The organism is Rothia sp. 88186D007BW (genome assembly GCF_053544215.1).
Map to the genome: position 1 here is coordinate 111,834 of NZ_JBPPTR010000003.1, position 24,518 is coordinate 136,351.

Annotated in this window: 19 protein-coding genes; 17 read left to right on the top strand and 2 right to left on the bottom strand. The window is 58.3% G+C overall.

What is annotated here, in order from left to right:
* Window positions 1-104 precede the first annotated feature (104 nt).
* Window positions 105-1,436, top strand: coding sequence for a M16 family metallopeptidase (locus tag ACEE09_RS02630; protein WP_449081914.1), 1,332 nt, complete (start codon window positions 105-107; stop codon window positions 1,434-1,436).
* Between the two features lie 58 nt (window positions 1,437-1,494).
* Here the strand turns inward: ACEE09_RS02630 and ACEE09_RS02635 are convergent, their stop codons facing one another.
* Window positions 1,495-3,450, bottom strand: coding sequence for an acyltransferase family protein (locus ACEE09_RS02635; protein WP_449081817.1), 1,956 nt, complete (start codon window positions 3,448-3,450; stop codon window positions 1,495-1,497).
* Window positions 3,451-3,797: 347 nt separating this feature from the next.
* Between ACEE09_RS02635 and dapB the strand changes: the two genes are divergently transcribed.
* From dapB to dapF, 14 genes are all read left to right on the top strand, one after another.
* Window positions 3,798-4,553, top strand: a complete 756-nt coding sequence (gene dapB / locus ACEE09_RS02640; RefSeq protein WP_449081819.1) for a 4-hydroxy-tetrahydrodipicolinate reductase — start codon at window positions 3,798-3,800, stop codon at window positions 4,551-4,553.
* Between the two features lie 5 nt (window positions 4,554-4,558).
* A complete protein-coding gene (locus tag ACEE09_RS02645; RefSeq protein ID WP_449081820.1) occupies window positions 4,559-5,254 on the top strand; it encodes a hypothetical protein in 696 nt (231 codons plus the stop codon).
* A 95-nt stretch (window positions 5,255-5,349) separates the two neighbouring features.
* On the top strand, window positions 5,350-6,279 hold the full coding sequence (dapA, locus tag ACEE09_RS02650) for a 4-hydroxy-tetrahydrodipicolinate synthase (RefSeq protein ID WP_449081821.1): 930 nt from the start codon (window positions 5,350-5,352) through the stop codon (window positions 6,277-6,279).
* Between the two features lie 105 nt (window positions 6,280-6,384).
* Entirely contained in the window at window positions 6,385-8,100 is a 1,716-nt protein-coding gene (locus ACEE09_RS02655) for a ribonuclease J (RefSeq protein WP_449081823.1), read from the top strand.
* An 87-nt stretch (window positions 8,101-8,187) separates the two neighbouring features.
* Window positions 8,188-11,475, top strand: a complete 3,288-nt coding sequence (locus tag ACEE09_RS02660; RefSeq protein ID WP_449081825.1) for a DNA translocase FtsK — start codon at window positions 8,188-8,190, stop codon at window positions 11,473-11,475.
* 33 nt (window positions 11,476-11,508) lie between these two features.
* Window positions 11,509-12,111, top strand: a complete 603-nt coding sequence (gene pgsA, locus ACEE09_RS02665) for a CDP-diacylglycerol--glycerol-3-phosphate 3-phosphatidyltransferase (protein ID WP_449081827.1) — start codon at window positions 11,509-11,511, stop codon at window positions 12,109-12,111.
* Window positions 12,112-12,117: 6 nt separating this feature from the next.
* Entirely contained in the window at window positions 12,118-12,660 is a 543-nt protein-coding gene (locus tag ACEE09_RS02670) for a CinA family protein (protein ID WP_449081829.1), read from the top strand.
* Window positions 12,661-12,866: 206 nt separating this feature from the next.
* A complete protein-coding gene (locus ACEE09_RS02675) occupies window positions 12,867-13,316 on the top strand; it encodes a helix-turn-helix domain-containing protein (RefSeq protein WP_449081830.1) in 450 nt (149 codons plus the stop codon).
* Between the two features lie 90 nt (window positions 13,317-13,406).
* Window positions 13,407-13,628 carry a DUF3046 domain-containing protein gene (locus tag ACEE09_RS02680; RefSeq protein WP_449081832.1) on the top strand — a complete coding sequence of 74 codons (222 nt, stop codon included), beginning with the start codon at window positions 13,407-13,409 and terminating at the stop codon, window positions 13,626-13,628.
* Between the two features lie 204 nt (window positions 13,629-13,832).
* Window positions 13,833-14,939: a recombinase RecA gene (recA, locus tag ACEE09_RS02685; RefSeq protein WP_449081834.1), complete on the top strand. Its 1,107-nt coding sequence runs from the start codon at window positions 13,833-13,835 to the stop codon at window positions 14,937-14,939.
* A 95-nt stretch (window positions 14,940-15,034) separates the two neighbouring features.
* Window positions 15,035-16,033, top strand: a complete 999-nt coding sequence (locus ACEE09_RS02690) for a regulatory protein RecX (RefSeq protein ID WP_449081836.1) — start codon at window positions 15,035-15,037, stop codon at window positions 16,031-16,033.
* A gap of 647 nt (window positions 16,034-16,680) precedes the next feature.
* A complete protein-coding gene (miaB, locus tag ACEE09_RS02695) occupies window positions 16,681-18,195 on the top strand; it encodes a tRNA (N6-isopentenyl adenosine(37)-C2)-methylthiotransferase MiaB (RefSeq protein WP_449081838.1) in 1,515 nt (504 codons plus the stop codon).
* A gap of 3 nt (window positions 18,196-18,198) precedes the next feature.
* The gene (gene miaA / locus ACEE09_RS02700) at window positions 18,199-19,161 is read left to right on the top strand and encodes a tRNA (adenosine(37)-N6)-dimethylallyltransferase MiaA (RefSeq protein WP_449081840.1); all 963 of its coding nucleotides are present in this window, start codon (window positions 18,199-18,201) and stop codon (window positions 19,159-19,161) included.
* Between the two features lie 35 nt (window positions 19,162-19,196).
* Window positions 19,197-20,153, top strand: coding sequence for a diaminopimelate epimerase (gene dapF, locus ACEE09_RS02705; protein ID WP_449081842.1), 957 nt, complete (start codon window positions 19,197-19,199; stop codon window positions 20,151-20,153).
* Here the strand turns inward: dapF and ACEE09_RS02710 are convergent.
* A complete protein-coding gene (locus ACEE09_RS02710) occupies window positions 20,150-20,764 on the bottom strand; it encodes a class I SAM-dependent methyltransferase (RefSeq protein WP_449081843.1) in 615 nt (204 codons plus the stop codon). The two genes, dapF and ACEE09_RS02710, sit on opposite strands and share 4 nt — an antisense overlap.
* Window positions 20,765-20,851: 87 nt before the next feature.
* On the opposite strand from ACEE09_RS02710, the gene hflX reads away from it, so the two are divergent.
* On the top strand, window positions 20,852-22,456 hold the full coding sequence (gene hflX / locus ACEE09_RS02715; protein WP_449081845.1) for a GTPase HflX: 1,605 nt from the start codon (window positions 20,852-20,854) through the stop codon (window positions 22,454-22,456).
* Window positions 22,453-24,492, top strand: coding sequence for an ATP-dependent DNA helicase (locus tag ACEE09_RS02720; protein ID WP_449081847.1), 2,040 nt, complete (start codon window positions 22,453-22,455; stop codon window positions 24,490-24,492). The genes hflX and ACEE09_RS02720 overlap by 4 nt, the downstream gene beginning before the upstream one ends.
* Window positions 24,493-24,518: the final 26 nt, after the last annotated feature.

Genomic DNA, 24,518 nt, shown 5'->3' on the forward strand with positions numbered 1-24,518 from the left:
ATAGCTTCTACAGTAGGAAGCAGATAGAGGGGGCAGGCACCAGGTGTCTGCCCCCTCTGACGTCTCTAAACCCTTATTTTCTCTAGAAGAAAGACATGACTGATATGCCCGTCCTTCTACCCCTTGAAACCGCAGACCTCACCGACGAGCTCAATTACCGCAACGGCCGCCTCATCTACGCTGGTGGAGGCGGTAACGAAGTTCGCCGGTCTGTGCTGCCGGGCGGCGTCCGCGTTATCACCGAGCGCATGCCCTCCCAACGCAGTGTCTCCATCGGTTTCTGGGTGGGCGTAGGCTCCCGCGACGAAGAGCCTGGCATGCTAGGCTCTACTCACTTCCTTGAACACCTACTCTTCAAGGGCACCGAGAGCCGTAGCGCCCTCGATATTGCTCATGCCTTTGACCGGGTAGGCGGCGAATCCAACGCCCTCACCGCCAAAGAGCACACCTGCTACTACGCCCGTGTGCTTGATGAAGATACAGCCATGGCCATCGACGTGATTGCAGATATGGTGACCGGTGCCAAGCTTGACTCTGCCCTACTTGAACAAGAACGCGGCGTTATCCTCGAAGAAATCGCCATGGATCAGGATGACCCCACCGATGTTGCCTTTGAGTCCTTTATTGAGCAGCTCATGGGCAGTAATCCACTGGGCCGCCCCATTGGTGGTACCCCGCAAGAAATTACCGATGTTGCCCGCAATAAGGTGTGGGAGCACTACAAGAAGTTCTACACCCCTGACCGTCTGGTGGTCTCAGCAGCCGGTAGCCTCAACCACGCTGAGATCGTCAACCTGGTGCTTGAATCGCTGGCCAACCGCGGCTGGAATCTGATTGAGGGAGCACTTCCTGCCCCGCGCCGTATCCGCCAGCAGAGTGAGGTTGTACCTGGTGCCCGCGAAAAAACCCTGGAAAAGGGCTTTGAACAGACCAATATTGTGATGGGCTGCCCCGGTCTCATTGCTGGGGACGAGCGCCGCTACGCTATGAGTGTGCTCAACTCTGCCTTGGGTGGGGGCATGTCTTCTCGCCTCTTCCAAGAAATTCGTGAGAAACGCGGTCTGGCTTATTCGACCTTCTCTTTTACCGGCGCTTACTCAGACGCTGGCTACTTCGGTATGTACGCCGGTTGCCTGCCGGCTAAGGCGGAGCAGGTTGCCGAGCTGATGCGCGCTACCTTCAAAGATTTTGTGCAGGACGGTATCACGCAGGAAGAGCTTGAGAAGGTTGTGGGGCAGCTTGGCGGCGCTACCGTCTTAGGCAGTGAGGACGCTGGTTCCCGTATGAGCCGTCTGGGCCGGGCAGAGCTCGACTCAGGTAAGTTCCTGTCCATTGACGAACTTCTTGAGGGAGTCCGGTCGGTCACTGCAGAGCAGGTCAATGAGCTAGCCCGCTATCTGGCAGACCAAGACTGGGTCACTACCCTCGTTAAATAAAAAGAAGCAGGGGCACCCGCCAATGAGGGGTGCCCCTGCTTCTTTGCTGATAGCTGTTTTACTCGGTCAGGGCCTTGGCTACCGCGTCCTTGACAGTCTGGGCGTAGACGGTTAGACCCTCATTCTGAGGGTGTACTCCGTCAGAGACCAGGTATTCGGGGTGGCCCTTGGCGGCGGCCTGCCAGTCGGCAATAAAAACCGTGCCGGGGTTTTGCTCGGCGAACTCACGAATCACCTGGTTAGACGGCTCAATCCAGGTCAGGTTGGCTGGGCCCACACCGGTCACCAGCACAATCTTGCGTTCACCCTTAGGGGAGACTGCGGCCTTGAGGCCTTCTAGCTGCTCAAAGCTGAAAGTGGAGTTAGCTGTTACGGAGAAGACCAGCACCTGGCGTACCTGCCCTGCCTCTAACATCTGATCAACGACGGGTAGGGCAGCTGCGCTAGTGCGGGAGACCTCTGCATTGACCAGGGCCTGGGGTAGGGCCTCGCCTAGGGCACCGGAGGACGCTAGCGTAACCGAGTCACCTATAATCGTCACCTGCGAGCCGTCAATATCAGCCGGTGTGAGAGGCGCAGTGGCTGTGGGGGAGGGGTGCCCGCTTTCGGCCGGTTCAGCTGATGTACTGGGTTCAGCGGATGCGCTGGGGGCAAGTGTGCTGGGCTGGGGAGCCGGTGCGGACGCCTGCGAATACTGAGCGCCAGCAGCTACTACCGCTTCTGCCTGGGTCATAGTGGGGGCGGTACGCACAGCAAAGACAGTGGCAATGAGGGCTACCCCAGCTAGGAGAGCTGCGCCCACCGGTAGGGCACGGCCAGCAGGTGCCAGCATGGCTGAGAACCAGATAGAGAGCGCCCCGCGGAAGCCCAACTTACGCACGGGCTGCTCCACATATATGTACGACAAGCCTGCCACAGCAAGGGTCAGGAGCAGTACCGCCACGTTCACCCAGGGGGAGCGGGTAGCACCAAAAGCATAGTGGGCCAGTACCATCAGCGGCCAATGCCACAGGTAGATGCCGTAGGAGCGTTGGCCCACCCAGCGCAGAGGAGCTAAAGATAGCAGCGCCCTAAAAAGCCCAGAGGTGCCGCCACGGACGTCCGGAAGTAGAGCCTGAATAATGCCCATACCCAAGGCGGACCCTACCAGCAGACCCCAGGGCATTAGCCAGGTGCTCTGATCTGAGAGAACGAGCGCAAAAGGAAGAAGAGCAATAAGACATACCCAGCCGGTAAGCTGGCGCACCCAGCCCCAGATGCCGTTACCGTAGCCCACCAGGGGGTAGAGACGGGGGTCAGCAGGTGGGTACATGGACCAAGGAATCATCATAGCCAGCAGTACACCCAGCATCAGCCCGTAAAGGTGGGTATCAGTACCGTAGTAGAGGCGGGCAGTAGAGACCCCAAAGAAACCTAAAACCACAGCCAAAAGGAGGGAAAATAAGCCCAAAATGGCCGGTACGAGGGCCCGCTGCCACCACTTAGCGATAAACATGAAGACAAAAACCAAGACCACAGGCCAGAAGAGGTAGAACTGCTCTTCTACCGCTAACGACCAGAAATTAGTCATAAGCTCAGGGGAAGTCTGCGTGAAATAGTCGTTACCAGCCCAAATCAGCAACCAGTTCGAAGAGTAGGTAAAAGCACCCACAATCTGACGGCCCAAACCGACCTGGGCATCACCACCGACCACCAGGGCCAAAGACCCAACCACCAGGGTAAGTAGGGCAAAGGCCGGCACCAGGCGGCGTAGACGCCGCACCCAGAAGGAAACAATGTCCATCTTGCCGGTGTAGGCGCCCTCCCGCAATAAGAGGGAGGTAATCAGATAACCCGAAATGACGAAGAAAATATCAACACCAATCATGCCTCCGGGCAGGAACTGAGGCCAAAAATGGTAGACCAGCACCAAGGCCACCGCGAGCGCACGCACACCGTCAAGACCTTGCAGGATAAAACGTCGCTGCCCCTCATGGGGGTGCACAGCGGAGTAAAAAACGTGATCGTCTTTCATAGTTCCTTTGAGTCGGTGAGTCGGTGGGGGGGTGGAGCGCAGGCGCACCTTTCTAGTGTAAGAGCTGACCAGGATTTCTTATGTCGCACCCGCCGGGAAAATTTGCGCCAGGCAGGCCATAATCTTTCCCCCTGACCGAAACACCTGCCCTGCCCCCGTCCGCCAGCACATCTGATAGGACGCTGGGCACACCAGGAGGGTGCAAGGAGGCTACCCTCTTCGCTAGAGTAGTGTGAGGTGGCATCTTGATGCGATACCTGCACAACCGGTACTGCACCTATCAGTAAGAGCCACCAGGTGCCAACTGGCACCCAATACTATCAACTAACTAAGGGGTATATAGAGGCATGAGCAAGATTTGGAAGGTCGCTGTTATCGGCGCTGCTGGCCGTATGGGGTCCGAGGCTGTTAAAGCAGTCAACACCGCAGAAGACATGGACCTTGTCGCGGCTCTAGGCAACGGGGACTCCCTAGAATTGCTGGTTGAATACGGCGCTGAGGTCATGATTGACCTGACCGTTCCTTCCGCTACTGAAGCTAACGTCCGCTTCGCTGTTGAACACGGTATTCACGCGGTGGTGGGCACCACCGGCTGGAACGAAGAGCGCCTGGCCTCCCTCAAAGCCCTGCTGGCTGAGCACCCCCAGGTAGGTGTGCTCATTGCCCCTAACTTTGCCATCGGCTCCATCCTGGCTACCGAGTTCGCAGCTAAAGCAGCTAAGTTCTTTGAATCGGTTGAAGTAATTGAGATGCACCACCCCAATAAGGTTGATGCCCCCTCAGGTACTGCCGTGCACACCGCCAACAAAATTGCGGCAGCCCGTGCCGAAGCTGGGGTGCCGGTCTCACCCGATGCCACCGAAACCGATGAAGGCGGCTCACGCGGGGCCAAAGTCAATGGCGTCAACGTCCACGCCGTCCGCCTGCGCGGGCTCACTGCCCACCAGGAAATCCTGCTGGGGGACGCCGGCCAGCAGCTGGTTATCCGCCACGATTCTTTTGACCGCACCAGCTTCATGCCCGGCGTGCTCCTGGGCGTGCGCCAGGTTGAACAGCACCCCGGCCTCACCGTAGGCCTTGACCGCTACCTCAACCTGGACTAACCCCCATGACCTCGCTGCGCGCTTTCACCGCCGGGGCAGTAGCCCTGGCCGCCCTTACTGTGCTCATACTGCCCCTACCAGTAGGAACCCGCCTCTTCCTCCTGGCCGTAGGTGTTTTCTGCGCGGTATTTATCGCAGTGGACGCCGGTGGGCACGGGCGTATCTACGCCGCCCTTGTGACCGTAGTGCTGAGCCTCTACCTGCTGCTCACCTTCCAGCGAGGTATCATCTTCCTCCAGAACGCCGGAGCCCTAGGGGCCCTGCTGGGGGCAGCGTTGATTGTCCTTCCTATCCTGGGCACCTGGGCTATGGTGCGAGAAATCATCTTTGGCTCCCGCACCCAGGCCCTAGGCCAAGAACTAGCCGCAGAAGCAGAACTGCCCGAAGACACCCTGCCCCAAGACACTCAGCCCCAAGACACTCAGCCCCAAGACACTCAGCCCCAAGACACTCAGCCCCAAGACGCTCTGCCTGAAGACACCCTGCCCCGCACCAAAGCAGGCCGTATCGACCGCGCCGCAGCCGATGCACAATTCACCCACATCGCAGCAGCCACCGAAGCGGAACCTGCCAACTGGAAAAACTGGTTCCGCCTCTCCCTGGCTTACGATGCCTGCGGCGACCGAAAACGCGCCCGCACAGCAATGCGCACCGCCATCGCCCTGCACCGAGGCAAAACCCCAGCCCATCTATCCATCTAAGCGAAAGCCGCCCACCGGCGTCCGCCCCGAAAACCCCAGCCATAAATAAGCAAACTCACCCCACCCCACCCGTCAGATAAGGTAACGTAGTAGATATGTCTGAGACCTCACAGCACCCCACCGCAGCAGAACCCACCTTCGGGCGCCTGCTCACCGCCATGGTTACCCCCTTCACCGCAGAAGGCAAACCTGACGAACAAGCCATCGCCGCGCTCGCAACCCAACTGGTTGATCGTGGCCACGACGGCCTGATCGTGTGCGGTACCACCGGCGAATACTCCACCATGACCGATGAGGAAAACGAAAAAGTTTTCCGCACCGTCAAGGAGGCTGTGGGCGACCGCACCAAGATCGTTGCCGGTGTTGGCTCTAACGACACCGCCCACACCCTGCACCTGGCCTCACGGGCCGAAGCTGTCGGCGTCGATGGCCTACTGGTAGTGACCCCCTACTACAACAAGCCCACCCAGACCGGCCTAGAGGCCCACTTCCGTGCTGTCGCTGATGCGGTCAAGACCCCCGTCATGCTTTATGACATTCCCGGCCGTGCAGGTATCCCCATCACCCCGGCGGTATTCCGTGCCCTGGCAACCCACGAGAACATCGTGGCAGTCAAGGACGCCAAGGCCGACTTCGCCGCAGCAACTGAAGTCATGGAAACCACCGACCTAGAATTCTACTCAGGCGATGACGGGCTGACCCTGCCCTGGCTTGCCATGGGCGCAGTCGGCCTGGTCGGCGTTACCTCCCATGTAGCCCCCGAACACTTCCGCCAGCTCATTGACGCAACCGTCGCCGGCGATATGGCAACTGCCCAGAAGCTGCACTTAGACTTAGCACCGGTCGTCCGCGCAACAATGAGCCGGGTTCCCGGTTGCGTTGCTGCCAAGCAGATTCTTACCTGGCAGGGCATCCTCGACTCAGCTGCCGTGCGCCTGCCGCATGTGCGTGCCACCGACCAAGAAATCGCTCTCATGCGCTCTGATCTTGAAGGCTCCATCATCGCCTCCACACTGGTCAAATAAAGAAACGTACTGCGGGCACCTGGCGGGCCCACCCAAAATCACCGTGATTTTGGGTGGCCCGCTTTGCCCGTATTTCAGAAAAGAAAACCGAACGAAAGAGAAACTATGCAAATAGTTGAAAGCCCGCACCTACCCCCCAAACTGAAAAAGGACACCCTACGCGTTGTGCCCCTGGGTGGCCTGGGTGAAGTTGGCCGTAACATGACCGTCTACGAAATCAACGGCAAACTACTCGTTGTTGACTGCGGCGTGCTCTTCCCTGAAGAGTCCCAGCCCGGCGTAGATTTGATCCTGCCTGACCTCAACTACATCAAGAACCGTCTGCAAGATATCGTCGCTATCGTACTGACCCACGGCCACGAAGACCATATCGGTGCTGTGCCCTACCTGCTGCGTCTGCGCCCGGATATCCCCCTGGTTGGTTCTCAGCTAACCCTGGCCCTGGTTGAGGCAAAACTGCAAGAGCACCGTATCAAGCCCTACACCATGGACGTTGTTGAAGGTCAGGTGGAACGCTTTGGCCCCTTCGAATGCGAATTCGTAGCTGTTAACCACTCCATTCCTGACGCACTGGCTGTCTTTATCCGCACCAAGGCCGGTAAATGCCTGCACACCGGTGACTTCAAGATGGACCAGCTACCCTTGGACGGCCGTATTACTGACCTGCGTCATTTTGCTCGCCTGGGTGAAGAAGGCATCGACCTCTTCCTACCTGACTCAACCAACGCTGAGGTTCCCGGGTTCACCCCGACCGAAAAGAACATTGGCCCGGTTATCTCCAACGTCATGCGCGATGCTAAGCGCCGCGTGATCGTCGCCTCCTTCTCATCTCACGTGCACCGCGTGCAGCAGGTACTTGAAGCTGCTGCTGAACGTGGCCGCAAGGTCGTGCTCGTAGGCCGCTCCATGGTCCGTAACATGACCATCGCTGAGAAGCTGGGCTACCTGAAGGTGCCCGAGGGCGTGCTGGTTGACCTCAAAAAGGTTGATGATTACCGCCCCGAACAGATCGTGATGATGTGCACCGGCTCCCAGGGTGAGCCCATGGCTGCTCTTTCTCGCATGGCCAATGGCGACCACAAGATTCAGGTAGAAAAGGGTGACACCATCATCCTGGCCTCCTCCCTGATTCCTGGTAACGAAACCTCTGTCTACCGCGTCATCAACGGCCTGATGAAGTTGGGCGCCAACGTGGTGCACAAGGGTAACGCTAAGGTTCACGTTTCAGGTCACGCCGCTGCCGGTGAGCTGCTCTACTGCTACAACATTCTGCAGCCTAAGAACGTCATGCCCGTCCACGGTGAAGTCCGACACCTCTTGGCCTCTGGCAAGCTGGCTATCGAAACCGGTATCAAGAGCGACCGCGTTCTCATCTGCGACTCAGGTACTGTAGTAGATTTGCGCGATGGCCGCGCTGACATTGTCGGCCAGGTACCTTGCGAATACGTCTACGTCGATGGCAAGTCCGTTGGGCACGTGACCGAAGATGACCTCAAGGACCGCCGCGTACTGGGTGAAGAAGGCTTCGTATCTATCGTGACCGTCATTGACCGGGCCACCAAGCGCGTGGTCACCGGCCCTGACATTCACGCCCGCGGTATCGCCGAAAACGACTCCGTCTTTGACGACATCACCCCCAAGATTACCTCCGCCTTGGAAGATGCCCTCCACCGGGCACCTGAGAAGGTGCACACCACCCACCAGTTGCAGCAGATTGTCCGCCGCACCATGGGCGCCTGGGTAGCCCGCCGCCTGCGTCGCAAGCCCATGATTGTGCCCGTAGTTATCGAGACTCACAGCCCCGAAGCTGAAGGCAACTAACAATCTCTGAGCATACCCGGCGGCAGTTTGACCTGCTGCCGGGTAAGCTATTTAAACGCAACCGATCATCAACCAGTATTGGGAAGAATGGCTCAGCGAAAGTCTGCATCGAGTAAATCAGCCCCCCGTTCCACGGGGAGCCGCTCCAAGACGTCCTCACGTCGCTCAACCTCCGCTCAAGGTCGAAGCCGTAAGATCGCCCCCGCACCCCCTCAAGAGAGTAACGCTTTGGTGCGCGCCCTAGTAGGGGCCTGGCAAGCTCTAGCTTTTACCGTAGGAGGTGCGGTGCGCCGTATGGGCGAACTCCGCACCGACATTGAACTGCACGAACGCCGAGACGGCGGTGCCCTACTGGTGCTGGTCATCGGCCTGCTAACTGCTGCCGTGGAATGGTGGGGCTGGCGCTCTGACCCCACAAACCTATCCTGGTACGAGTGGCCCCTGCACCTGTGGCATGTTGCAGTAGGCGGCCTCTTTGGTCAAGGCTCTTTGCTGATTCCTATCCTGTGCCTCATTTTTGCTATCCGCATCTTCCGCCACCCGCTAGAAGTGCGGGCAAATAACCGCATCGCCATCGGTTTTACCGTCATGACGGTCTCGGCCTCAATGATGGGAGCCAAGGTAGCGGGCTACCCCTCCTTCTCATCAAGTTTCGACGAATTCTGGGGCGGCGGCGGCACCGTGGGCGTGCTGATTGGCACCCCCGCAAGCCGTATCGTGGGTGGGGTCAACCTGCTTGAATGGTCAGTCATTGCCCTAATTTTCCTCACCGGCCTGTTGATAGCAACCGACACCCCTCTACGCCAAATCTGGCCCAAAATTGTGTACATTTATAGCCTCATGCTGGGCGAGAAACCCCACAGTTCTGTGGCCGATGCTGGGCGCCCCTCCCGTACTTCACGCACCCAAGACGAGACAAAAACCCGTGTGCTTGAGGGTGAGCATGACCGTTCTTACCTCTATGAGGACGCCCCCGCACCTGCCCCGCGCCAACGTGGCGGCTTACTCAGATGGTTAGGTTTTGGCACCCGCAAGGAGCAGGACACCAGGCTTGACCGCTATGAAGCTGACGAAGCCTACCAGAGCGCTGTGGTAGATGAAGGGTATGCCCCTGAACCTGATACGGCCCCGGTCAGACGCGTAGCTGCACCCGGCCGTCCTGCCCAGAAGACCGCTCCTGCCACAGAGGTCTTTGACATGGAGGCCCCTGCCCGGCAGACCCGCCGGCAGAAGAAAGCCGCTAAGAAACAGCCCGAGCTCTTTGACCAAAACCTGTGGAAAAACCAGGAAGAGACTGCAGCAGAAGGCAAGAGCGAGAGCCTCTCCGATGCCCCCGCTCAGCGTCTTGACCAGGCCCGCCAGGCTGCCGCCGACCACGGCTATAGCCCCGAACCTGTAGAGGCAGGTAGCTACAGGGCTGAGCCCGAAGCCGATGCGGCGCGCCCTGCCCCTGCCACCTCTGCCCCCGCCTCAGCCCGGGCTACTGCCACTCCTACCGTGCCCCGCCCCGGTAAGGCTACTGCTTCTGCCGCCTCACTGGGGGCCACCCTCGCCGGTGCTGCTGCTGGTGCAGCCACCGGGGCCGCTAGTTCTGCCGCCGGCTCAGTAGCTGCTTCAACAGCCGGCTCAGCAGCCGGTTCGGCAGCTGGTTCTGTTGCTGCAAACCCTGGTCAGGTGCCCGCCCCCGCGCGTCCGCCTGCCCGCCTGCAAAATAACACTGTTGCTGAAACTACTGAGCAGCCCCGCGGTGAGCTAGTCGTTGAATCATCAACTGGTGCTTATGCCCTGCCTACTGAGTCCATGCTTGAAGCTGGCCCACCTGCCAAGGAAAGCTCCGAAGCCAATGAACAGGTTGTTGATGCCCTGACCAACGTGCTTGAACAGTTCAACGTGGATGCTGAAGTAACCGGTTTCTCACGCGGCCCTACTGTTACCCGCTATGAAATTGAGCTGGGCCCCGGCACCAAGGTGGAGCGTGTTACCGCCCTATCAAAGAACATTGCCTACGCTGTGGCATCTGCCGATGTACGTATTCTCTCGCCTATCCCCGGTAAGAGCGCTATTGGTATTGAGATTCCCAATACCGACCGCGAAATCGTGGTACTGGGCGATGTGCTGCGCTCCTCTAAAGCCCACGGAACCGACCACCCCATGGTCATGGGCGTCGGCAAGGACGTTGAGGGCGGCTTCGTTATCGCTAACCTGGCCAAGATGCCTCACCTGCTGGTGGCAGGTGCAACCGGTGCCGGTAAGTCATCCTTTGTGAACTCCATGATTACCTCAATCTTGATGCGTTCAACCCCTGACCAGGTGCGTCTGATTATGGTGGACCCCAAGCGCGTGGAACTCACCGCCTACGAGGGTATTCCTCACCTAATTACCCCCATCATCACTAACCCCAAGAAGGCTGCTGAAGCCCTGCAATGGGTGGTGCGAGAGATGGACGCCCGCTACGACGACCTGGCCCACTACGGCTATAAGCATGTAGATGACTTCAATAAGGCCGTCAAAGCTGGCAAGATCCAGCCAGAACCTGGTTCTAAGCGCCAGATTAAGGCCTACCCTTACCTGCTGGTGATTGTCGATGAGTTGGCTGACCTGATGATGGTTGCCCCGCGTGATGTGGAAGAGTCCATCGTCCGTATTACCCAGTTGGCTCGTGCCGCCGGTATTCACCTGGTGCTGGCTACCCAGCGTCCTTCTGTTGATGTGGTTACTGGTCTGATTAAGGCTAATGTGCCTTCTCGTATGGCTTTTGCTACCTCGTCTGTCACTGACTCTCGTGTGGTGCTCGATCAGCCTGGTGCTGAGAAGCTAATTGGTCAAGGTGATGCCCTCTTCTTGCCTATGGGTGCTTCTAAGCCTATGCGTGTGCAGGGTGCCTGGGTGGGCGAGTCTGAGATTCATGAGGTCGTGGAGCATGTGAAGAAGCAGGCTCCTGCGGTGTACCGTGATGATGTGATTGCTGCTGCGCCGTCGAAGAAGATTGACGATGATATTGGCGATGACCTGGATGATCTGCTGCGGGCAGCGGAGCTGGTGGTCAATACCCAGTTCGGTTCGACCTCCATGTTGCAGCGTAAGTTGCGCGTGGGTTTTGCTAAGGCTGGCCGTCTGATGGATCTGCTCGAATCTCGCGAAGTTGTTGGCCCCTCTGAGGGGTCTAAGGCCCGTGACGTGCTGGTTCAGCCCGATGATTTGCCGGTGGTACTTGCTAAGCTTCGCGGTGAGGAGCCCCCGGCTGCGGCTGAGAGTGACCCTTACGGTGATGACCCTGTGGCTCACATGAATGATGGGGTGCCGCAGGCTGTTGACTACTATGACCAGGCTGATGACCCTGATAGTGAGGACGCCTGGAACCTCACCGGCCGCTAATTTACTCACCCGCCAGACCCTAAGGAGACTCCCATGTCTGAGCAAACCACAACCGCCTCGAACTGGAATGTGCCTAATGCGCTCACTGCCCTACGCATTGTGATGGTGCCACTTTTTGTGTGGGCGCTGTGGGCTGGTGGCCCTCATGGTGAGGCTGATCTGAGCCTGCGCTGGTGGGCTGTTGCCGTCTTTGTGCTGGCTATGGTCACTGACTGGCTCGATGGCTACCTGGCCCGCAAGAACAACTTGATTACCAGTTTCGGTAAGATTGCTGACCCTATTGCTGATAAGTTGCTGACGGGTGCTGCTTTTGTGGTTCTTTCTCTCTTGGGGGAGCTGTGGTGGTGGGTAACCATCGTCATTTTGGTACGTGAGTGGGGTATTACTATCATGCGCCTGTTTGTGATTAAGTACGGGGTGATGGCGGCTTCACGGGGAGGTAAGGTGAAGACCGTGCTGCAGACTGTGGCTCTGGTGCTGATGATTCTTCCCTTAGGCCAGCTTGGCTCCTGGGCCTTGTGGCCTGGCTATGGGGTGATGGCTGCTGCGCTGGTGGTGACTGTGGTGACCGGTATCGACTATGTTATGAAGGCTATGCAGCTACGCCGTGATTTTTTCGCAGCCCAGGGGAAGTAAGTTCTTATGGCTAAGGTGAGCCTTCAGGCACTTGAGGACGCTGCAGCCTGCTTGGTGGCTACAGCTGCGGCGTTGAGCCGGGGAGAGCATGCCCTGGGTGCGGACGCTGGCACCCAGCTGGCTACCGCCGAGTCTTTGACTGGGGGTATGGTGGGGCAGATGATATGCACTGTTGCTGGTGCTTCTGCTGTTTATCGGGGCGGTGTTATCTCCTATGCCACTGAGGTTAAGGCCTCTATCTTGGGGGTGCCCGCAGATTTGTTGGCTGAGCGCGGGGCTGTAGACCCTGATGTGGCAGTTGCCATGGCGCAGGGAACTACCCGAGTCTGTGGAGCTGATTTTGGGGTGTCTACTACTGGGGTTGCTGGGCCAGAACCTTGTGATGGGAAACCGGTGGGGCGCGTCTATCTGGCTGTGGCTCACCCGGTTAGTGGGGGCGTGCGTGTGCTGGAGAAGAACTACGCTGGTAGTCGCGGGGAGATTCGCGCCCAGGCTACTTGTGATGCTCTGACTCTGTTGAGAGAATTTATTTTAGAGACCAGCAGGTGAGCTCCCAGGAAGTTTTCAGATGAATTTTTCAGCTAACCGGGAATGAAACCACAGTTGCGTGGGGTTATATAGATGTAACGATGAAAAAATCGTAAGTAAACGAAATATTTTTCAGATCAGCTGACGAAAGCGCGCTTATGCGCTAGGCTGAACACAAGGAGCTTCTGATCTACCAGAAGCAGAGCAACCAGGAGATTGGTATAAAAATGACTAAGCAGCCCGTATCCGTGAACGGTGTGGTCCGTTGGAAGGATGTGGGTCAGACTGAGAACGCTGCCCCCGCCAACGACACCGGTAAGGTAATCCTGCTCCGCCACGCTATCGGCGAAGTTCTCCGCGATGTTCGCCAGCGCCAGGGTCGCACCCTCCGCGAAGTTTCCCACTCAGCCCGAGTATCACTGGGCTACCTCAGTGAAGTTGAACGCGGCCAGAAGGAAGCCTCATCAGAACTGCTGGCATCCATCTGCCAGGCGTTGGACATCTCCCTTTCAGCTATGCTGGCTGAGGTTTCAGCTCGCATGGCTGTGGAAGAAGGCTTCTCGGTGCCCGATACTGTACCTGCTGAATTCTCAGAACAGTTCAAGCGTGAATACGGTATCGCCGCAACCTCAAGCCGCGATATTCCTGCCGTCGAGCACCCCATGGCAGCTCGATAAACTATCGGCTTCTTTAGGCTAAAAGATAGAGCCGAGCCCGCAGAAGGGCTCGGCTCTCTTTGCGCCCTGTACCTTAGAGGATGGAAAATCATGAAGCTCAGTGAATTTTGGGCCGCTATGGACCATGAATTCGGGCCGGTTTATGCCCGCCATCTAGCCCGTGACCTGGTACCTGGGGATTTTGGTGATTTAACGGCCCAGCAGGCTCTGGATGCCGGTGCCAGCGTGCGCGAGGTCTGGTTGGCTATCTGCCGTGTGCAGGATGTGCCACCGGAGAGGCAGTTGGGGCCTGATGTTGAGGCTCGGCCCTAAGTTAGAAAACTATTCGTACTTGATAGAAAATGTGTTCGAATTCCTGTAGGGTTGTGAACAAACGACTGGCAGCCCGCGACACATAATCGGGTTATCCACAGATTTTCAAAATCTTCGCGCTGAACCCTTAAAGTGTCAGCCCTAGGTATTAGCGTGGTAGCCAGAGAAGAAATCTCGCACCGCGATAAGAAATGAGGAACATACATGGCAGCGAAAGCTCGCATGCAGTCAGTAGGCCAGGTGCCCGCCGAAGGCCGCGAAAAGGCCCTCGAAACCGTCCTTGCTCAGATTGATAAGAACTATGGCAAGGGCTCTGTAATGCGCCTGGGCGACCGTGAAACCGCCAAGGTAGAGACCATCTCAACCGGTGCTCTGGCGCTAGATGCCGCACTCGGTATCGGCGGTTTGCCCCGCGGTCGCGTGGTAGAAATCTACGGCCCTGAGTCCTCCGGTAAGACCACTGTGGCCTTGCACGCTGTTGCTAGCGTACAGAAGGCAGGCGGCATCGCAGCCTTCATTGACGCTGAGCATGCCCTTGACCCGGTCTACGCAGCCAAGCTGGGTGTAGACACTGATGCCCTGCTCGTCTCCCAGCCCGATACTGGTGAGCAGGCCCTAGAAATCATGGATATGCTGGTGGGCTCTGGCTCCATCGACATTATCGTAGTTGACTCGGTTGCAGCCCTGGTGCCCCGCGCTGAAATTGAGGGCGAAATGGGTGACTCCCACGTGGGTCTACAGGCTCGTCTGATGTCTCAGGCTCTGCGTAAGATCACCGGTCGCCTGTCTGCCACCAACACCACCGCTATCTTCATCAACCAGCTGCGTGAAAAGATCGGTGTCTTCTTCGGCTCCCCTGAAACCACTACCGGCGGTAAGGCCCTGAAGTTCTACGCCTCAGTGCGTATCGATATCCGTCGTATCGAAACCCTCAAAGACGGTGCTAACCCCATTGGTAACCGTACCCGCGCTAAGATCGTGAAGAATAAGATGGCTCCGCCCTTCAAGCAGGCCGAGTTCGATATTCTCTACGGTGAAGGAATCTCCGTTGAGGGTGGCATTCTTGATCTTGCTGTTGAGCACAATGTGGTCAAGAAGTCCGGTGCCTGGTTCACCTACGAGGGTGACCAACTGGGCCAGGGTAAGGAAAATGTGCGCCGCTTCCTCAAGGACAACCCTGAGCTGACCGAAGAGATTAAGTACAAGACCATGGTTAAGCTTGGCATCATCGAGGGTGAAGAGGAAGAGCAGGGTGAGGTTGAGCCCAGCACCTCCGCTGACCCGCTCGATGATATCTCTGAGAACTTCTAAACTCACCACAGTGAGCTCATAGCCGCCACTACCAGGCCTATGCCAGGTAGTGGCGGCTTTCGCCATAAAACGATGCAGGCAAAGAGGAGGGCAGCATGACTAGCGAAAACCCACTGACCGATTTTCTGACCCCCGAAGAATACCCAGCCTGGCACCCAGCCGCCCAAGGCCTTAGCGAAGATGTGCCGGGGGAGTCTGGCACCTATACCAGTGAACGACCAGCCACCCCCTACACCGGTAAAGCATCATCTGCAGTCGGTAGCAGTCATAGTGCGGGGCACATAAGTGAGAGAAGTGAGGGCGAGCGCCCAAGCAAGTACACCCGCCGCCGCAACCCCAACCTCAAAAAAGGGTTCCGCAAGCCACCTGCCAAATACGCTGCCCGCTCGCCCTTCGCACCTGCTATCGGGGCGGCGTCCGCACCGGCGGCCCAAGCCTCCCGGCGTAAACCTTCCCAGCCCCTCTTTCGTGAAGGCTCAGCCTTGAACGAGCCGGTGACCGATGAGGAGATGCTGGTACAAGGCGTTACCCCCATGCCTGAGAGACGAGGCCGGGGTAGTAGAGAGCCTGAGAGCGAATTTACGCGGGCTAAAAATATTGTGCTCAACCAATTGGCTGCTTCACCTAAATCGCGGGCCATGCTAGAGAAAAAGCTGGTTGAGAAAGACATCTCGGCAGAGGTGATTGAGGATATCCTGACCCGTTTTGAAGCGGTCAACCTTATTAATGACGCCGAGTTCGCTGACCTGTATGTGCGCACCTGTATGAATGTGAAGAAGCTATCGCGTTCAGCTATCCGGCGGGAGTTGAAGACCAAGGGCGTTGAGGGTGAGCTGGCTGAGCTTGCCCTAGAGCAGAGAACTGAAGAAGATGAGCGCGCGGACGCCCACGAGCTGGTGCGTAAAAAACTACGGCCCTCTATGAATCTAGGCGACCGTGCGGAGAAAGATAAGGTTATGCGCCGCCTAGTAGCTATGCTAGGCCGCAAGGGCTACCCGGCAGGTCTAGCTTTTAGTGTGGTGCGTGAAGAGGTCGAGAGCTACGCTCAGGAAATGGGTATGAGCGATGAAGGAGGGTACAGCTACTACGACTAACTGGGCGTGAACCGGATGAATCTAAGGGCTAGTGGTCGCCGTCATGAATTGTGCAGGCGTAGATGATGAGAACACTGCGCCTCTTATATTCGGTTACTTCGTAGATGAGGCGGTGCCTTCGACTATGCCCATGCTTCATCGGACCATAGCTTATTCATCGATTAGTCCATGCTCTGTTAGCTGGCCTCCTTTGACCTGGCGAACAGAACGTCGTAGATGTTTGAGATTGTTCTCAGATGTGCAATGCACCCTTAAAAAGGGGGATTGGGAAGAGAAATCACATTCCAATTGCTTTGTTCTACCCTTATTGCCTGCACCGCTACCATCGCTACAGCTAAGTGAGTATCGTCCTGCATACTTCTGCAGGGGTTCGGGGCTATCTGCCGGTGCCCCTCCCTCTCTGCGAGTAAGCGCAGGCCCCTGAAAGCGAGCTGGGGCGTATCTACCCAAGTCTCCAGGGCCTGCCGGGGTGTGGCGTCCGCCCCAAAAGCCCGGCCAGAAGACGCACAAAAGCGGGAGAATCTACGGGCTGCTCCACCGGGCTAGGGCAGTAGGCACTTGCAGCCTGGGCTGCACGTGATGCAAAGAATGAGGAAGAAGGGCGAACCGGCATAGAGCCCAGAATATCAACCTAGTAGACTGTACGGGTGAGTATTGACCTGAACACCGACAAGCCCGTGGCTGTACCTAAGACCCGCACCTATGAGGTGCGTACCTTCGGCTGCCAGATGAACGTCCACGATTCTGAGCGTATGAGCGGTCTGCTTGAATCCTCAGGCTATGCGCCCGCAGAAGAAGGAACCACCCCCGACCTCATTGTTTTTAACACCTGCGCTGTGCGTGAGAACGCCGATAACAAGCTCTACGGCAACCTGGGCCAGCTCGCCCCTCTCAAGCGCGAAAACGAGGGCATGCAGATTGCTGTGGGTGGCTGCCTGGCGCAGAAAGATCAGGACGCCATTATAAAGAAGGCCCCCTGGGTTGATGTGGTCTTCGGTACCCACAATATTGGTTCCCTGCCGGCCCTGCTGGAGCGTGCCCGTCACAATAACGAGGCCCAGGCAGAGCTGCTTGAAGCCCTTGAGGTTTTCCCCTCCACCTTGCCAACCAAGCGCGACCACGTGTACTCGGGCTGGGTTTCTATCTCGGTGGGCTGCAATAACACCTGCACCTTCTGCATTGTGCCCTCCCTGCGCGGTAAGGAAGAAGACCGTCGCCCCGGTGAGATCCTGGCTGAGGTTCAGGCCCTGGTTGACGATGGCGCTATCGAGGTGACTCTACTGGGCCAGAACGTCAACTCCTACGGTGTGGGCTTTGGCGACCGTCAGGCTTTCTCTAAACTCCTGCGGGCCTGCGGTGAAATTGAGGGGCTGGAGCGCGTGCGTTTCACCTCCCCCCACCCGGCCATGTTTACCGACGACGTAATCGACGCTATGGCCGAGACCCCCAACGTCATGCCTGTGCTGCACATGCCCTTGCAATCTGGCTCCGATAAGGTGCTCAAAGACATGAAGCGCTCCTACCGTTCCAAGAAATTCTTGGGCATCTTGGAGAAGGTGCGTGAGCGCATCCCTGAGGCTATGATCACCACCGATATTATTGTGGGTTTCCCCGGCGAGACCGAAGAGGACTTCCAAGAGACTCTGCGCGTGGTAGAAGAAGCCCGATTCTCCTCTGCCTTTACCTTCCAGTACTCCATTCGCCCCGGAACCCCGGCTGCCACCATGCCCAACCAGGTGCCCAAGGCTGTGGTACAAGAACGCTATGAGCGTCTGACCGCCTTGCAAGACCGCATCGCCGGGGAAGAGAACCGCAAACAGTTGGGCAAGACTGTTGAGCTGATGGTCACCGCTGAGTCCGGCCGTAAGGCAGAAGAAACTGGCCGTCTTTCTGGGCGGACCCGTGACCAGCGTCTGGTGCACTTCACCGTACCGGAAGGCTGCCAGACACCCCGCCCCGGCGACCTAGTGACCCTGCCCATCACCGAGGCAGGTTCCTTTCACCTGATTTCTGACCCCACAGCCGACCAGTATTCGGTGCGCCGCTCCCGCGCAGGTGACGCCTGGGACCGCGCCCAGGCCGACTCCTGCGGAACCGGCACCACCCAGGTGCCCGGCAGCCCCGTTTCTCTAGGCTTCCCCACCTTCAAGCCCGCCCGCTAACCCATGACAGGAAAGGACGCCGGCAACAACTCCCTACCCATTATCGCCGTAGTGGGCCCCACCGGCTCAGGCAAAAGCGCCCTCGCTATCGAACTGGCCCAGGCCCTGGGCGGGGAATGCGTCAACGCTGATTCCATGCAGTTCTACCGGGGCATGGATATCGGCACCGCCAAGGTCACCCGTCAAGAGATGCAGGGAGTGCCCCACCACCTGCTCGATATTCTCGATGTGACCGAAGAGGCTTCGGTGGCAACCTTCCAGGCTCAGGCCCGGCAGGTTTTTGATGAGATTCGCGCTCGCGGGCACTACCCGATTCTGGTGGGTGGTTCTGGTCTTTATGTGCGGGCTGCCCTGGATGTTTTGGATTTTCCTGAGACTGATCCGGCGGTGCGGGCCCGCCTGGAGGCTGAGCTGGCGGGCTCTGGTCCCGGCCCCCTGCTGGAGCGGCTAGGCCAGGTTGATCCCGTATCAGCTGACCGGGTTAAGGATGACCGCCGTCTGGTGCGTGCCTTAGAGGTTTTTGAGGTGACAGGCCGCCCTTTCTCATCCTTTATGCCTACCCGCACCTATTGTCAGCCGGCCCTGCAGATTGGTTTGAATGGGGATCGTGCCCAGTTGCATCAGCGGTTGCATGAGCGGGTTCTTGCTATGGAAGAGGCCGGGCTGCTGGCTGAGGTTCAAGCCTTGGAGGCTCAGGGGCTGCGTCAGGGTAAGACTGCCCCGGCCGCTATTGGCTACCGGGAGTTCCTTAAGGTTTTGGACGCTGCCCGCGGCGCGCTGCCGGCTGGGGAGGATTATTCTGTGGCTCAGGCGGTTGAAGATACTGTTACTGCTACCCGCCAGTTTGCCCGCCGCCAGCTCACCTGGTTCAGGGCAGATGAGCGGGTGCACTGGCTGGATTGGTCCAGCCCTACCCTGCGTGATGAGGCTTTGGCCATCGTTGCGGACTATCAGGCATTAAACTAAAGAAGAAAAGCGCCTACAACGGAAAGGCAAAACCCGTGGCAACCCACACCGTAGAAACCCCCGTCTGGGGCGATTTGACCGGCAAGACCCTGACCAAGGGGCAGGCGACCGGCAATGACTTCATCTTCGTCACTGACCCTCAAGGTAGTCTTGACCTACCGGCAGAGCTTATTGCTAAGGTCACCGACCGCCACTTCGGTATTGGCGCTGATGGCTTTATCCGGGCGGTCAAGACCGAGCACCTGGACTTTGCCTCTCACCTGCTAGAAGAAGCCCCCGAGGCCGTCTGGTTCATGGACTACCGTAACGGTGACGGTTCTATTGCCGAGATGTGCGGCAACGGGGTGCGCGCCTTCGTTGACTACCTTCTCACCGAGAAACTGATAGAACTTGAAGAAGGCGGGCGCCTGCTGATTGCCACCCGTGCTGGCATTAAGGCTGTTGGCCGCACTGAGGACGGCTACGCTATCGACATGGGCCCCTGGGGTTTCATCAATGGGGATATGGCGCGCGATAACGGTACGGACGCCCAGGTCACCGCCAAGGGCCTGCGCACCCCCCGCGGGGCCCTGTCTATCACCATGGGCAACCCTCACATGGTGGTCATGCTGGGTACAGACGGTAAGCTCGATGGGCTGAACCTGCACGAGGCCCCTAAGGTTTCACCTAACCCGCCTGAGGGCACCAACGTGGAGTTCGTTGTGCCAGAAGAAATTTCAGCAGAAGATGGGGACCCTGCCACCGAAAATATTGGTTTGATCCGCATGCGCGTACACGAGCGCGGTGTGGGGGAGACTCTCTCTTGCGGTACCGGCGCCTGTGCGGCGGCTGCTGCTACCCGCTTCTGGGGTGGAGACGAGGCCCCCGATGAATGGCTGGTGCGCGTACCTGGCGGCACCTTGGCCGTTACTTTCGTGCTAGGCCCTGATGACCTGGAACATGTGGTGCTGGCTGGGCCTGCCGCTATGACCGGCAAAGTACTGCTAGGTTAGACGGCTAGATCTGGCCGGTGCACCTGGAGGATGCGGAAGCCCTTTGAGGTAGCGTAACGGGCTACCTCAAGGGCAGGGAAGGTTTCAGCTAGCCACTTCTGTAAGGAATCTGAGCCCAGATTCTTTTGTGCCACCAGGTAGGCGCTGCCGCCGGGGGCCAGGCGGGGGAGCCAGGTGCGCATAATGCTGTGGAGTACGTCCTTACCCACACGAATGGGCGGGTTGGACCAGATAGTGTCAAAGGTGAGGGACTCATCTAACGCATCAGGTGCAGTGACCGTCACGTTGGTTAGGCCCAGGCGCTCAGCGTTCATTCTGGTGAGCTGGGCTGACCGGGAATTGACCTCAACCCCGTAGATTTGAGCCTGGGGCGCTGCCATGGCCAAGGTCAGGGTAATTGGGCCCCAGCCACACCCGATATCGAGCATGCGCGCCCCCTGCGGGGCAGGGGCCTCATCAAGAAGAATGCGGGTTCCTTTATCGACCCCACCCGGGCTAAAAATACCGGGGGCGGTGAGCACCTGCACCCGGCGTCCGCCTAGCTCAACGGTCACCGGCTGAGGAGAAAAATCGCCGGTAGGGTTTTCAGAAAAATAGTGCGCACTACTCATAGACGTTCATTCTACGCTAAGCCCCTGCCCATACCGCCCTAGAAAAGCTAGAATAGAAGGACGCTTTAAACCACCTCGAAAGGTACTATGACCGAGACTTCAACCCCCAGCAATGACCCTAAACTTCCCTCAGATGAACAGCTCAGGCTGACGGTAGACCGCGTGCTGGGGCGGGCACAGAGCAACGGTAGCGTGCTCGATGAGCGGGCCCGCGAACTCTCTAATAACCAACGTGAACATTCTGAATACGACGGCGACCAGGTTGACCTTGAAGAACGCCGGGCCCTACGCCGTGTAGCGGGCCTATCAACCGAACTCGATGACGTCACCGAAGTTGAATACCGCCAGCTCCGCCTAGAACGCGTAGTCCTGGCCGGTGTCTGGTCAGAAGGCACCCTGGAAGAAGCCGAGAACTCCCTGCGTGAACTGGCTGCACTGGCTGAGACCGCCGGTTCTGAGGTGCTTGATGGCCTGGTGCAGCGTCGTCTCAAGCCCGACCCTGGCACCTACTTAGGTTCCGGTAAGGTGCTGGAACTTAAAGACATTGTTGAGGCTACCGGGGCTGATACCGTGATTGTGGATGCCGAGCTGGCTCCCTCCCAGCGCCGCGCCATTGAAGATATTGTCAAGGTCAAGGTTATTGACCGTACCGCCCTGATTCTCGATATCTTCGCCCAGCACGCTAAATCGCGTGAAGGTAAGGCCCAGGTTGAGCTGGCCCAGCTTGAATACATGCTGCCGCGTCTGCGCGGTTGGGGTGCCTCTCTGTCCCGTCAGGCTGGTGGCCGTGCCGCAGGTGGTGAGGGTATTGGTTCTCGTGGCCCTGGTGAAACCAAGATCGAAATGGATCGCCGCCGCCTTCGCTCCCGTATGGCTAAGCTCAAGCGAGAGATCGCTGCTATGGCCCCTGCCCGTGAAACTAAGCGTCTTAACCGCAAGCGTAACCGGGTGCCCTCGGTAGCTATTGCCGGTTACACTAACGCCGGTAAGTCCTCCCTGCTCAACCGCCTGACGGACGCCGGTGTGCTCGTTGAGAACGCCCTCTTCGCTACCCTTGACCCCACCGTGCGTAAGGCCCAAACTCCGGACGGCGTGGGCTACACCCTCTCAGACACCGTTGGTTTTGTGCGCGCCCTGCCCACCCAGCTCGTTGAGGCCTTCCGCTCCACCCTGGAAGAAGTCGCCGATGCAGATGTGATTGTGCACGTGGTCGATGTCTCCCACCCTGACCCGGAGGGGCAGATCCACTCGGTACGCCAGGTCATCACCGAGGTTGATGCCCAGAATATCCCCGAAATCATTGTGCTCAACAAGGCCGATGCCGCTGACCCCTTCGTCATTGAGCGTCTGCGCCAGAAGGAGCCCAACCATGTGGTGGTATCAGCTCGAACCGGTGAGGGCATTGAGGAACTGAAGCAAAAAATTGCTGACACCATTCCTCGCCCCTCCATCGAACTTCACCTGCTGGTGCCCTTCTCCGCCGGGGGCGTTGTCTCCCGCCTGCACGAATGGGACGCTGAAATTCTGCGGACCGCTTTTGTGCAAGATGGCACCTATGTGCAGGCCCTAGTCCGTGAAGAAGTGGCCTCTGACCTATCTGAGTACGTTATTGAAGGTGACCTGCTGGAAGTGCTACAACCTGAAATTGATGACGCTATCGCCGCAGGGGCGGTCGAAACCCAGCGCGCATGAACGACCACGTCACCGCACCCACCGGGCAGGAGCTAGAAACCCTGCCCGGTGCCCAGCCCGTCCTATACCTGCTCGATACCGTAGTAGAACGCTCCGGGGGTCAAAGACGCGACGGCCAGCGCACCATGGCAGCTCATGTGGCCCGCTCCCTAGATACCGGCAAGCACCTGCTGGTTCAAGCAGGCACCGGAACCGGTAAATCCCTGGGCTACCTGGTACCTGCCATTCATGCTGCCCAAACAGCAGAGAAACCTATCGTGGTGGCAACTGCGACTCTGGCCCTCCAATCTCAGATTGTTAACCGCGATATTCCGCGTCTGCTTGAATCCTTGGGCGATGAGCCTGAACACGAAACCGATGTGGCTATTCTCAAAGGCCGCAACAACTATGTCTGCCTGCACAAACTCGAAGGCGGCTACCCTGAGGAGGACGGCGACGCCCTCTTCGACATGGACCCAAGCACAGGTGCCACCGGTCCTGCCGGAAAACTGGGGGAGGAGGTCGTCCGCCTGCGCGCCTGGGCTCAAACCACTGATACCGGTGACCGTGATGAACTTTTACCCGGTGTAAGTGACCGCGCCTGGCGGCAGGTGGCAGTGACCGCCTCAGAGTGTTTGGGTAAAAAGTGCCCTCTGGTTGAAGAATGTTTCAGCGAAATGGCTCGGGCCCGGGCAGCAGAGTCCGACATCGTTATCACTAACCATGCCCTTCTGGCTATTAACGCCTTTGAGGGTGCTGCGGTGCTGCCTGACCACGATATCGCCATTATTGATGAGGCCCACGAACTAGCAGACCGGGTGACTGGTGCGGTCACTGGGGCTCTCTCACCGGCTGCTATTACCAAGGTTGCCCGCAGCCTTAGACGGCACACCGATGCGGACCATAAGGCCCTGGAGCAGGCGGCGCTGGCGCTAGATGATTCACTTAACGGGGTTCCCGCTGAGATGATGCCTAAGGGCCTGCCTGACCGGGTGGCTGCCGCCATGGAGCGGGTGCGTGATGCTGCCCGTCAGGCTCTCACTGATACTAAGAGCGGGGATAAGGACGGGGACGCCGGCCGCCAGATGGCTCGTGCCGCCTTGACTGAGGTGCACGAAACATCCGAGAAAATGCTGACAGCTGACCCCCTCTACCAGGTGATTTGGGTGTCTCGTACGGGTTCTTGGGAGCCTGGTAAGGGGTATGTGGCCGCTGCTGATGATGACCCCGCAACCTTGAACATTGCCCCTATTTCTGTAGCTGGTCACCTGCGTGAGGGGCTTTTTGAGAACCGCACCGTTGTGCTGACCTCTGCCACACTGACGGTAGGGGAGAGCTTTGACGCTGCTGCTGGTGCTCTGGGGCTGATGGGTAAGGAGGCCCCCCGCTGGGACGGCATTGACGTTGGCTCACCCTTTAACTACCCCAAGCAGGGTGTGCTCTACCTGGCCTCTGATCTGCCTAAGCCTGGGCGGGGCGTGTCGGTAGAGCAGCTTGATCGCATCGTTGAACTTGTCACTGCCTCCGGTGGTGGTGCCCTGGGGCTTTTCTCTTCTAAGCGCGGTGCTGAGCTGGCTGCTGAGTATGTGCGGGAACGTACTGATATGAATATTCTTTTGCAGGGTGAGTCTTCTTTGCGTGCCCTGGTCAAGGAGTTCACGGACGATACTGACTCTTGCCTTTTTGGCACCATGAGCCTCTGGCAGGGCGTGGATGTTCCCGGTGATTCCTGCCGACTGGTGATGATGGACCGTATTCCTTTCCCTCGCCCCGATGATCCTTTATCGCAGGCACGGGCCCGTGCTGTGGCGTCCGCTGGTGGTAATGGGTTTATGGCTGTTTCTGCCTACCATGCTGCGGTGCGGATGGCTCAGGGTGCGGGGCGCCTGGTGCGGTCAGTGGGTGATAGGGGAGTTGTGGCGGTGCTCGATTCACGGATTGCCACCCAGCGGTATGGTTCTTACCTGGTGAAGTCTCTGCCGCCTTTTTGGACGACCACGCGTAAGGACGTCGTGCTCGGGGCTCTAGAACGCCTGAAGCAGTCTATTAGCCAGTAGTAGAGGGGGTTGCCCTGCCGAGCTAC

What these genes read in the sequence shown, in the direction of transcription:
- ACEE09_RS02630 (WP_449081914.1), top strand. Translation starts at nt 105, where the DNA reads ATGCCCGTCCTTCTACCCCTTGAAACCGCAGACCTCACCGACGAGCTC.
- ACEE09_RS02635 (WP_449081817.1), bottom strand. Translation starts at nt 3,450, where the DNA reads ATGAAAGACGATCACGTTTTTTACTCCGCTGTGCACCCCCATGAGGGG.
- dapB (WP_449081819.1), top strand. Translation starts at nt 3,798, where the DNA reads ATGAGCAAGATTTGGAAGGTCGCTGTTATCGGCGCTGCTGGCCGTATG.
- ACEE09_RS02645 (WP_449081820.1), top strand. Translation starts at nt 4,559, where the DNA reads ATGACCTCGCTGCGCGCTTTCACCGCCGGGGCAGTAGCCCTGGCCGCC.
- dapA (WP_449081821.1), top strand. Translation starts at nt 5,350, where the DNA reads ATGTCTGAGACCTCACAGCACCCCACCGCAGCAGAACCCACCTTCGGG.
- ACEE09_RS02655 (WP_449081823.1), top strand. Translation starts at nt 6,385, where the DNA reads ATGCAAATAGTTGAAAGCCCGCACCTACCCCCCAAACTGAAAAAGGAC.
- ACEE09_RS02660 (WP_449081825.1), top strand. Translation starts at nt 8,188, where the DNA reads ATGGCTCAGCGAAAGTCTGCATCGAGTAAATCAGCCCCCCGTTCCACG.
- pgsA (WP_449081827.1), top strand. Translation starts at nt 11,509, where the DNA reads ATGTCTGAGCAAACCACAACCGCCTCGAACTGGAATGTGCCTAATGCG.
- ACEE09_RS02670 (WP_449081829.1), top strand. Translation starts at nt 12,118, where the DNA reads ATGGCTAAGGTGAGCCTTCAGGCACTTGAGGACGCTGCAGCCTGCTTG.
- ACEE09_RS02675 (WP_449081830.1), top strand. Translation starts at nt 12,867, where the DNA reads ATGACTAAGCAGCCCGTATCCGTGAACGGTGTGGTCCGTTGGAAGGAT.
- ACEE09_RS02680 (WP_449081832.1), top strand. Translation starts at nt 13,407, where the DNA reads ATGAAGCTCAGTGAATTTTGGGCCGCTATGGACCATGAATTCGGGCCG.
- recA (WP_449081834.1), top strand. Translation starts at nt 13,833, where the DNA reads ATGGCAGCGAAAGCTCGCATGCAGTCAGTAGGCCAGGTGCCCGCCGAA.
- ACEE09_RS02690 (WP_449081836.1), top strand. Translation starts at nt 15,035, where the DNA reads ATGACTAGCGAAAACCCACTGACCGATTTTCTGACCCCCGAAGAATAC.
- miaA (WP_449081840.1), top strand. Translation starts at nt 18,199, where the DNA reads ATGACAGGAAAGGACGCCGGCAACAACTCCCTACCCATTATCGCCGTA.
- ACEE09_RS02710 (WP_449081843.1), bottom strand. Translation starts at nt 20,764, where the DNA reads ATGAGTAGTGCGCACTATTTTTCTGAAAACCCTACCGGCGATTTTTCT.
- hflX (WP_449081845.1), top strand. Translation starts at nt 20,852, where the DNA reads ATGACCGAGACTTCAACCCCCAGCAATGACCCTAAACTTCCCTCAGAT.
- ACEE09_RS02720 (WP_449081847.1), top strand. Translation starts at nt 22,453, where the DNA reads ATGAACGACCACGTCACCGCACCCACCGGGCAGGAGCTAGAAACCCTG.